Origin of the sequence: Corallococcus praedator, assembly GCF_003612125.1 — a bacterium.
Lineage (GTDB): Bacteria > Myxococcota > Myxococcia > Myxococcales > Myxococcaceae > Corallococcus > Corallococcus praedator.
This window is the reverse complement of sequence record NZ_RAWI01000401.1, coordinates 1-8,279: the sequence shown is the minus strand read 5'-3', so window position 1 is coordinate 8,279 and position 8,279 is coordinate 1. Positions and strand designations below refer to the sequence as shown.

The window sequence follows — 8,279 nt, the reverse complement described above, 5'->3', positions numbered from 1 at the left end:
GGAGGCGTCACGGGGCGCGGCGGCGTGGCGCCGGGGCGCACCGTGGGACGCGTGACGGCCTGGGGACGCGCGACGGTGGGGCGCTCGGCCGGCAGGCGGCCCGGCTCCACGTCGCCCATGTCCACGCGGCCGCGGAAGCTGGCGCCGTCCACGATGATGACGCGGGGGGCGCGGATGTCGCCCACCATGCGGCCTTCGCGGGTCAGCTCCACGCTTTCGGTGGCGTTGATGTTGCCCACCACCACGCCGCTGACGATGGCGTTCTTCACCGCCACGTTGGCCTTCACCACGCCCGAGGGCTCCACGATGAGGGTGCGGCTGAGGGTCAGCTCACCCTCGACGCGCCCGCGGACCGTGAGGTCCTCGTCACCCGTGAGACGACCGCTGATGAGGATGGAAGGCCCCACCACGGTGTTGTCCACGGCATTGTCTGCGAGCTCCTTGGCGGTGGCCACGGATCAGCGCTCCTTCATGTCCATGTCGACGTTGCCCTTGAAGGAGGCTCCGTCGGCGATGAGGATTCGCGGGGCCTTGATGTCGCCCACCACGCGGCAGTCCGTCTTGAGCTCCACCTTGTCGCTGGCGACGATGTTGCCCGTCACCCGGCCGGCGATCTCCACGTTCTGCGTGTCGATGTCCGCCTCGACGACGCCGGAGCCCTCCACGTAGAGGCTCTCCTTGAGGGAGATCTTCCCCTTCACGGTGCCCTGGATGACCAGGACCTCGTCACCGGAAATCTCCCCGTCGATGACGATGCTCGAACCAATGACCGTATTCGCCATGAGTGTTGTCCGCCTTCTCGAAGCTTGCGCCTGGGGGGTCCGTGGGACGGACCCCGGTGGATGCTAGATGTCGTCCGGCAACTTCACGTCCATCTCGATGGAGCCGTTGAACACGGCCCCATCCTCGATGACGACGCGCGGGGCCTTGATGTCGCCCGCGACCTTCGCCGAGGCATTGATGGCCACACGGGTCGACGCGTCGATGTTGCCGCTCGCCTCACCGTTGATGGTCAGTTCCTCGGCGCGGATGTCCGCCTGCACCTTGCCGGTGCCCTCGATGGTCAGGTGGTTCTTCAGGGCGATCTGCCCCTCCACGCGTCCCTCGATGACCAGGTCTCCTCCGCCCGTGAGGTTGCCCCTGATGACGATGCCCTTGCCAATGATGCCCGTTTCACCCTGTGCCATGAGGTGATCCTCGCCAGCGCCTGCTCCGTATGGGAGCGGGGCGACCTGATTATGTCAGAGATGCGCGGAGATCCAGCCGGAGATGTCCTGGAACACCGTCGAGCGATCCCGTTCGTTGAGCGGCTCGTGCCGCATGCCGGGGTACTCCTTGAACTTCTTGTCCGCCGTCCCCGCCACTTCGAAGAAAGCCCGCGACGCCGCGGGCAGCGCCACCCCGTCGTCCTGTCCGCACAGCACGAACAGCGGCACTTGAATCTTCGGCGCCAGAAGCAGCGTCTTCGCCTGGGCCAGCGTGGATTCCACGAACCAGCGTGGCGTGGCGAAGGGGACGTACAGCGGGTCCTCGCCGACCGCCTTCTGGATGTCGGGGTCGGTGCTGAGCATGTCCGGGGTGAGGCCGGAGCTGACGCGCAGCCACGGGACCATGGTGCCCACCATGCGGGCGGCGAAGACCTTCACCGCGGGGGGGGTGATGGCCAGCTTGAGGTAGGGCGCGGAGAGGATGGCGCCGGAGAGTCCCTCCATCCCCCTGGCCATCGCGTGCACCGCCATCAGTCCGCCGTGGCTGTGGCCCAGCAGGAAGATCTTCTGGGTGCCGGCGGAGGCGCGCACGCGCTGCCAGAAGCTGTCCAGGTCGTCCAGGAACTCGGGCCACTTGCTGGCGTAGGCGCGGCGTCCGTCGGCGCGGCCGTGGCCCCGGTAGTCGAAGCCGTGCACCGCGTAGCCGTCCTGCACCAGCGCGTCGATGACGGGCCGGTAGCGGCCGATGTGGTCCCCGTAGCCGTGGACGATGGCGACATGCGCGCGCGGAGTTCCCGCGTCCGGCAGGTCCAGCGTCCAGAACAGCCGGGTGTTGTCCTTGCCGGTGAAGAAGCCTTCGTCGTGGCGGGCCATGGGTGCCGGGACCTTAGCGGCCCGGCGCTGGCGAGGGTAGCGCCTTCAACTTGCGCTCCAACGCCGTGCGCTGACCGGCGGGCTCGGCGGCCTCCGGCTCCAGGGTGAGGACATCCAGCGCGCGCTTCCAGGACGCGGCGGCATCCGAGGCGCGGGCGGCCTTGAGGTAGGCATCCCCCAGGTGCTCCAGGATGGCGGGTTCGTCCGGGGCCAGCTCCACCGCGCGCTCCAGCAGCTCCACCGCCTTGCGTGCCTCGCCGCGCTGGAAATAGACCCAACCCAGCGAGTCCACGTACGCCGCGCTGTCGGGCCTCAGCGCCAGCGCGCGCCGCACCAGCCGCTCCGCCTCGTCCAGGTCCCGGCCATGCTGCGCCAGCAGGTAGCCGATGAAGTTCATGGCCGCCGAGTGCTCCGGCGCCACCGCCAGCACCATCCGCATCCGCGACAGCGCCCCGGCCACGTCCCCCTGGCGGTCCAGCGCGGCGCCCAGGGAGAAGAGCAGGTCCTGATCCTTCGGTGAGCGGGCGACGGCGTCGCGCAGGAGCGTGAGCGCCTCCGCGGGGCGGCCCTGGCGCTCCAGCAGGGCGGCCAGCGCCTCGTACGCCATCGCGGCCCCCTCCCCTCCCAGGGCCTCGCGCAGCACGCCTTCCGCCTTCGCCGCCGAGCCGCTGCGCTCCAGCGCCCGGGCATGGGCGACGCGCAGCTCCAGGTCCTCCGGCGTCTCCTTCACGGCGGCGCGGTAGAGCACCAGCGCCCGGGCGTGGTCACCCGCCAGCGACAGGCAGCGGGCCCGGCGCACGCGGGCGTCGAGGAACACCTCCGCATTGGGGGGCACGTCCGCGAAGGCCGTGGCGGCGGTGGAGAAGCGGCGCATCCGTTCGGCGACGAGGCCCGCGTAGTACGCCAGCCGGGGCTCGTCCGGCGCGTCCTTCCGGGCGGCGTCCAGCACGGCCTCCGCGGCGGCGGACTCGTGCGCGGACAGGTAGCTGAAGGCCACCCGCACCGCCAGCTCCGGCGAGGACGACAGCGACAGCAGCCGGTCGAAGTACGCCCGGGCCCGCGTCACCGAACCGCTCTTGAGCGCGGCGCGGCCCGCCGACAGCAGCACCTCGCGGCTGTCCGGATCCGCCTCCAGCGCGCGCGCGAGCGCGTCCTCTGCCTCCTTCGCCCTCCCCGCCTCCTCGTACATGCGGGCGAGCGTGGACCACACCTCCACGTCCCCCGGGTCCCGCTCGGCGGCCTTCGTGAGCAGCCGTTCGGCACGGGCGGTGTCGCCGCGTTCGGCCAGCGCCAGCCCCAGCCGTCGGTAGCCGGAGGCCTCTCCGGGCAACGCGTGCGCGAGCGCCTCCACCACCTTCACCGCTTCGTCCGGCGCCTTCGCGTCCAGGTGGAGCTGCGACAGCACCAGGTACGCTTCCGGGTCGCGCGGGCGCAGCGTCATCGCGCGGCGCAGGTGCTGGCGGGCGCGGGTGAGGCGGCCGGACTCCATCAGCACCCGGCCCAGGAGCACGTGCGCGGGGTAGTACGCGGGGGACTTCTCCACGGCCCGGCGCAGCTCGCGCTCGGCGCGGTCCAGGTCGCCCAGGCGGGCGTACTCCTCGCCCAGTTGGGTGAGCAGGCGCGGGTTGCCATCGTCGGTGGCGAGCGCCAGTCGCAGCTCGTCCACCGCGCCCCGGTGGTTGCCCTCCAGGTGCAGCAGGCGCGACTGGAGGTAGTGCGCGTAGCTGGCGGACGACGCGGCGGGGTCGTCGTGCGCGGCGGAGTCCATCGCCTCGCGCATCGCCTCCGGGTCGACGTGGGGGGCCGGGGCCTTCTTCGCCGGAGCCTTCGCCAGCGGCGCCTGGGACGCAGCGGCACCCGCGCCCCCGGTGGCCAGGGCGAGGCACAGCACGGCGGCACGGCTGAGGAACGGGAGCTTGCGCACGCGGAAGCCCAGTGTAGCGCGGTGCGCCCCCTTTTTCCCGCGCTCAGGGGGCGCGGCCGGAACTAGAGGTGCTCGGGCGGCGGCGCGCCCAGCTTCTCCAGCAGCTTCTCCACCGGGTCGCTGTCCTGGCTGACGTCCGCCAGGGCGGCGCGGTATTCGATGGAGGTCACCTTCTCCACGTCCGGCATCAGGCGGTTGATGACCGTGCGCGCGGCGTCCGCGTTGCACTCGGGCAGCACCACCGCGAAGACGCCCTGCCCCAGGTGGGCGATGGCATCCGGGTGTCGCACCCGCTTGCGCATCACGTCCGCCATGTTGGAGGGCAGCGCTTCCAGGTTGCGGTCGGGCCGGAGCACCGCCAGCGTGAGCGAGCGGTGGTAGCGCCGGCTGCGGGCCACCTCCTGCTCCAGCCGCAGGAGCAGCCCGCGCCGGTCGTGCAGCCCCGTCGCCGGATCGCTTCCGGTGCGCTTCTGGAGGGGGGCGGACTTGTCCTGCTGGTCCTTCTCACCCTGGCGCAGCTTGAGGGCCCGCTCCGTGCGGTTGAGCAGCTCCACCGCGTTGAAGGGCTTGGCCATGTAGTCCACCGCGCCCAGGTTGAGCGCGCGGACCTTGTCGGCCACGCCCTGGTGGGCGGACAGCAGGATGACGGGGATGTGCGCCGTGTCCGACGAGGACTTGAGCGCCATGGCCGCGTCCAACCCGTCCAGCTTGGGCAGGAACACGTCCATCACCACCAGGTCCGGACGGGACGCGCGCGCCTTCGCCAGGCCCTCCGCGCCGTCGCGCGCCACCTCCACGCGGTACTTGGAGCGCAGCACCTCCGACAGCACCGCGGCGATTTCGGGCTCGTCCTCCACCACCAGCACGCGCGGCTGCTCGGGCGCGGCGCCGGGCGCGGGCTGCGGCCGGGGGTTGCGCGCGGCCTCCTGCGCCAGCGGCAGCGTGAAGACGAAGGTGCAGCCGCCGTCGGCCGGGCTCTCCGCCCAGATTTCGCCGCCGTGCAGCTCCACGAACTCCTTGCAGATGGCCAGCCCCAGCCCCGTGCCCTTGGGCCCGTGGCGGTAGCGGTCGAACACGAGGTGCAGCTCGTCCGGGGGGATGCCGACGCCGTTGTCGCTCACCATCACCCGCACCGCGTCGCCGTCCGGCCGCGACAGCCGCTGCGTGCGCACCACCACCTCGCCCTGCGTGTCGCTCGCGTGCTGGATGGCGTTGCTGATGAGGTTCTGCAGCACCTCGTGCAGCTTCACCTCGTCGCCAATCAGCATCAGGCTGTCGGGGCACTCGGAGCGCAGCGCCACGGTCTTCTCCGCGGCGAGGATCTCCAGCTCCCCCACCGCGTCACGGCACAGCTGCGCCACGTCCAGGACGCGCGGCTCGATGGACAGCCGCGCCGCCTCGCCCTTGCCCTTCTCCAGCAGGGACTCGACCAGGGTGAGGATCTTCCGGCCCTGGCGGATCATCGCCTCCGCGGACTGCTTCTGCTGCGTCTCCAGCGGGCCTTCGAGCAGCAGCCGGCCATGGCCCAGGAGCACCTGGAGGGGCGCGCGCAGGTCGTGGCTGCACACCGCGATGATCTCATCCTTGAGGCGATTCAACTCCTTCAGGCGGCGGTTGGCGTCGTTGAGCTCGCGGTAGCGCTCCACGTACGCCAGCTCCAGGTCCTCGCGCTTCTTCTTCACCGCCGTGTGCAGGCGCGCGTTGCGGATGGAGTTGGCGAGCACGCCCGCCACCGCCTGCGCGAACTCCTGCTCGTCGCGGCCAATGGACGCATCGCCCCGCGACACGCGCAGGAAGAGCGCGCCCAGGAGGTCGTCCTGGCAGATGAGCGGCTGCACCAGGATGGACTTCACGCCCTGGGGCAAAAGCGACGTGCGCACCTCCGCCATCAGCGGGTCTCGCTGCGCCTCTTCAATCAGCACCGGCTGCCGCGTCTCCAGCGCGCGGCGCAGCTCCGGGTAGCGCGCCACCTCGATGTCCAGTTGGACGAGGCTCGGGTCCTCCTGCGTCGCGACGACCGTGGCCGTGCGCGCGTGGCTGCCCTCCACCAGCACCACCGAGCAGCGGTCCGTGCCGGTGACCTGGCCCACCTTCTCCACCGCGATGCGGAGGATCTCCTCCAGCTCCAGCGAGCTGGTCGCCGCCTGGGTGATCTCCAGCAGCATCCCCATGCGCAGGCGGATGCGCTCCTCGCGCTCCTTCAGACGCCAGGCGCGCAGGGCCGACTCCAGCCGGGGCACCAGTTCGTCCGCGCCGCGCACGAAGTCATCCACCGCCAGCCGCTTGAAGGCCTCCGCCGAGCGCGCGCGGCCCTGGTCCACCAGCACCGGCAGCCGGTTGAGCTTGTCCACCTTGCGCACCGTCTCCAGCAGCTCGGCCGCCCTCTTGGCCGTCACCGACAGGAGCACCACCTCCGGCTGGAGCTGGTCCACCATCTCCGCCAGTCCGCTCTCCCGCTCGGTGGTGCCGCACTGGTAGCCGCTCGCCGTCAGGCGCTCCACCAGCGCGTCGCCCGCGGCCTTCGCCGCCAGCACCAGCACCCGCCCCCGCTGCTCCGACGACAACATCTCGATCCTCACGGCACGCCTCCGCCCCGCCCAGACAGGGAACGACACTGCGAAAGCCCGTTGGGTGCGTAAGGGGTCATGGTCGATTCTGGATCATGCCGTCTAACCCGTCCGTGAGCCAGCAGATGGACGGGCCTCTTCCGAGGGAGAGGGGTGAGAGAAGGGGCGCGACGTATACCTCGGCCCGACGTCAACGCCCCGGATTCCGCGCTTGCATGACATTCGGATGACCTCGAAATACCGGGGCCGCCTTCCCTCGGGGAGTGGGAATCGGGACCTCTCCGGAACGCCATGGCTGTGACTTTCTTCCCTCACCGCCCTTTGCCTGCCCGCTCGAAGGCAGGGGCAGCAGGCACGGAAGACCCGGCGGGTCGGGACCTGGCGAGCAACCGGCCGGGGTGGTGGCGGGACCCCTTCCAGCGGCGTCGCGATCAGGAATGGGGCCGGGAAGCCCCTTTCCGGGGCGGGAGGCGGGCCCCGGGTCCCGCCCGAGGCCGCCCGAGCACGGTAGAGTGCGCCCCCATGCACCTCGAACTACCGCGTCTGTCCGCGTCGCGGGCGGCCTTCCTGGCCTCGCTCGCCATCTCCGCCCTGTCCGCCTGTGGCGGTGACCCGAAGCCACCGCCCATCCCGGATCCCCCGGTAGTGACCCTGACAATCACCGAGGCGAACGCGGCGCCCAAGGTGAAGATCCGGCTGCTCGTCTCCGGGTGTGACCCGGTGGCGCAGACGGAGATCTACGACCGGGAGGTGTTCCTCAAGACGGTCCCCTACACCAGCGGCTCCATGGACTTCGAGCTGGCCGCGAACGAGCTCAAGTACACGTCGGGCCTCGCCGCGACGCTGGCGCTCCACGCGAAGGTCACCTGCTCGGACGGGCGCTCCAACGTGTCGCAGCCCCAGGCCGCCACCTTCTTGCCGGTGACGAAGGTGGTGAAGGACCCGGACCCCAACGGCCAGGTGGTCACGGACTTCTTCGTCGCCGAAGGCAATGGCACGGGCGTGAACTTCATCGGGTGTGGCAACCCCACCACGGGCGTCGGCACCCTGTTCCGCGTGGATGCCAACGGGGCCCTGCAGCAGAGCGTGGCCATGGGCGTGCCGTGCAATGCGTCCACGGTCTACACGGACCTGCACCCCACGACGAACAAGCGGTGGGTCTGGACGCCCGGCGCGAGGGCGGTGGCGGTCCACCAGAACTTCACGATCAGCGGCACGTCGAAGCCGACGATCTTCCTGTCCAGCCTGTCCATGATGAACAACGGCGACGCACTCATCGCCGATGACGACAACATCGTGTACCGGCTGCCGCATGACTCCGGCATCGGCGCTCCGAAGTGGACCTTCGCATCGCAGTGGCCGCTCGTCGCGCCGCCCCTCCAGAAGGGCTCGGACGTGCTCGTGGCGTTCATGAAGCAGCCGGAGGTCACCACGTCCAAGGTGCTGCAGATCGTCGTCGCGCGGCTGGACGCCAACGGCACCGGAGACCTGGTGCCCGTGAGCGAGCGCGCCATCTTGAACTACAACGGCGACTTCGGTTCGCCGCCGCTCGCGTCATTCAGCCCGGATGGCACGGTCCTCTACCTGGCCTTCCCCCTGGGCAACAACCAGTCGAGCATCCAGGCCTGCCGGGTGGACGTGACGGGCTGCGAGGGCTCCGGGCTCAAGTGGAACAGCCCCGCCCTGCCCGTCCCGCTCCAGTTCGTC

General features: G+C 70.8%; 6 protein-coding genes and 1 pseudogene. 1 reads left to right on the top strand and 6 read right to left on the bottom strand.

Annotated elements, in window-relative coordinates; translation table 11 throughout:
• The 6 genes and pseudogenes from bacP to D7Y13_RS34120 form a co-directional block, all read right to left on the bottom strand.
• Window positions 1–455: pseudogene (bacP, locus tag D7Y13_RS34145) on the bottom strand (bactofilin BacP); the annotation flags it as partial.
• A gap of 3 nt (window positions 456–458) precedes the next feature.
• Window positions 459–782, bottom strand: a complete 324-nt coding sequence (locus D7Y13_RS34140; protein ID WP_120537551.1) for a bactofilin family protein — start codon at window positions 780–782, stop codon at window positions 459–461.
• Between the two features lie 63 nt (window positions 783–845).
• Window positions 846–1,187 (bottom strand): bactofilin BacN, encoded by a 342-nt coding sequence (gene bacN, locus D7Y13_RS34135; RefSeq protein ID WP_120537550.1) that lies wholly within the window; start codon window positions 1,185–1,187, stop codon window positions 846–848.
• Between the two features lie 54 nt (window positions 1,188–1,241).
• Window positions 1,242–2,081 (bottom strand): alpha/beta hydrolase, encoded by an 840-nt coding sequence (locus tag D7Y13_RS34130; RefSeq protein WP_120537549.1) that lies wholly within the window; start codon window positions 2,079–2,081, stop codon window positions 1,242–1,244.
• A gap of 13 nt (window positions 2,082–2,094) precedes the next feature.
• On the bottom strand, window positions 2,095–3,861 hold the full coding sequence (locus D7Y13_RS34125; RefSeq protein WP_167508801.1) for a tetratricopeptide repeat protein: 1,767 nt from the start codon (window positions 3,859–3,861) through the stop codon (window positions 2,095–2,097).
• Between the two features lie 206 nt (window positions 3,862–4,067).
• Entirely contained in the window at window positions 4,068–6,569 is a 2,502-nt protein-coding gene (locus D7Y13_RS34120; RefSeq protein ID WP_120537552.1) for an ATP-binding protein, read from the bottom strand.
• A 525-nt stretch (window positions 6,570–7,094) separates the two neighbouring features.
• Here D7Y13_RS34120 and D7Y13_RS34115 point away from each other — a divergent pair.
• A partial coding sequence (locus D7Y13_RS34115) for a hypothetical protein (RefSeq protein ID WP_120630911.1) occupies window positions 7,095–8,279 on the top strand: 1,185 nt, incomplete at its 3' end.

Coding starts and splice junctions, on each gene's coding strand:
- D7Y13_RS34140 (WP_120537551.1), bottom strand. CDS start 782: ATGGCGAATACGGTCATTGGTTCGAGCATCGTCATCGACGGGGAGATT.
- bacN (WP_120537550.1), bottom strand. CDS start 1,187: ATGGCACAGGGTGAAACGGGCATCATTGGCAAGGGCATCGTCATCAGG.
- D7Y13_RS34130 (WP_120537549.1), bottom strand. CDS start 2,081: ATGGCCCGCCACGACGAAGGCTTCTTCACCGGCAAGGACAACACCCGG.
- D7Y13_RS34125 (WP_167508801.1), bottom strand. CDS start 3,861: ATGCGCGAGGCGATGGACTCCGCCGCGCACGACGACCCCGCCGCGTCG.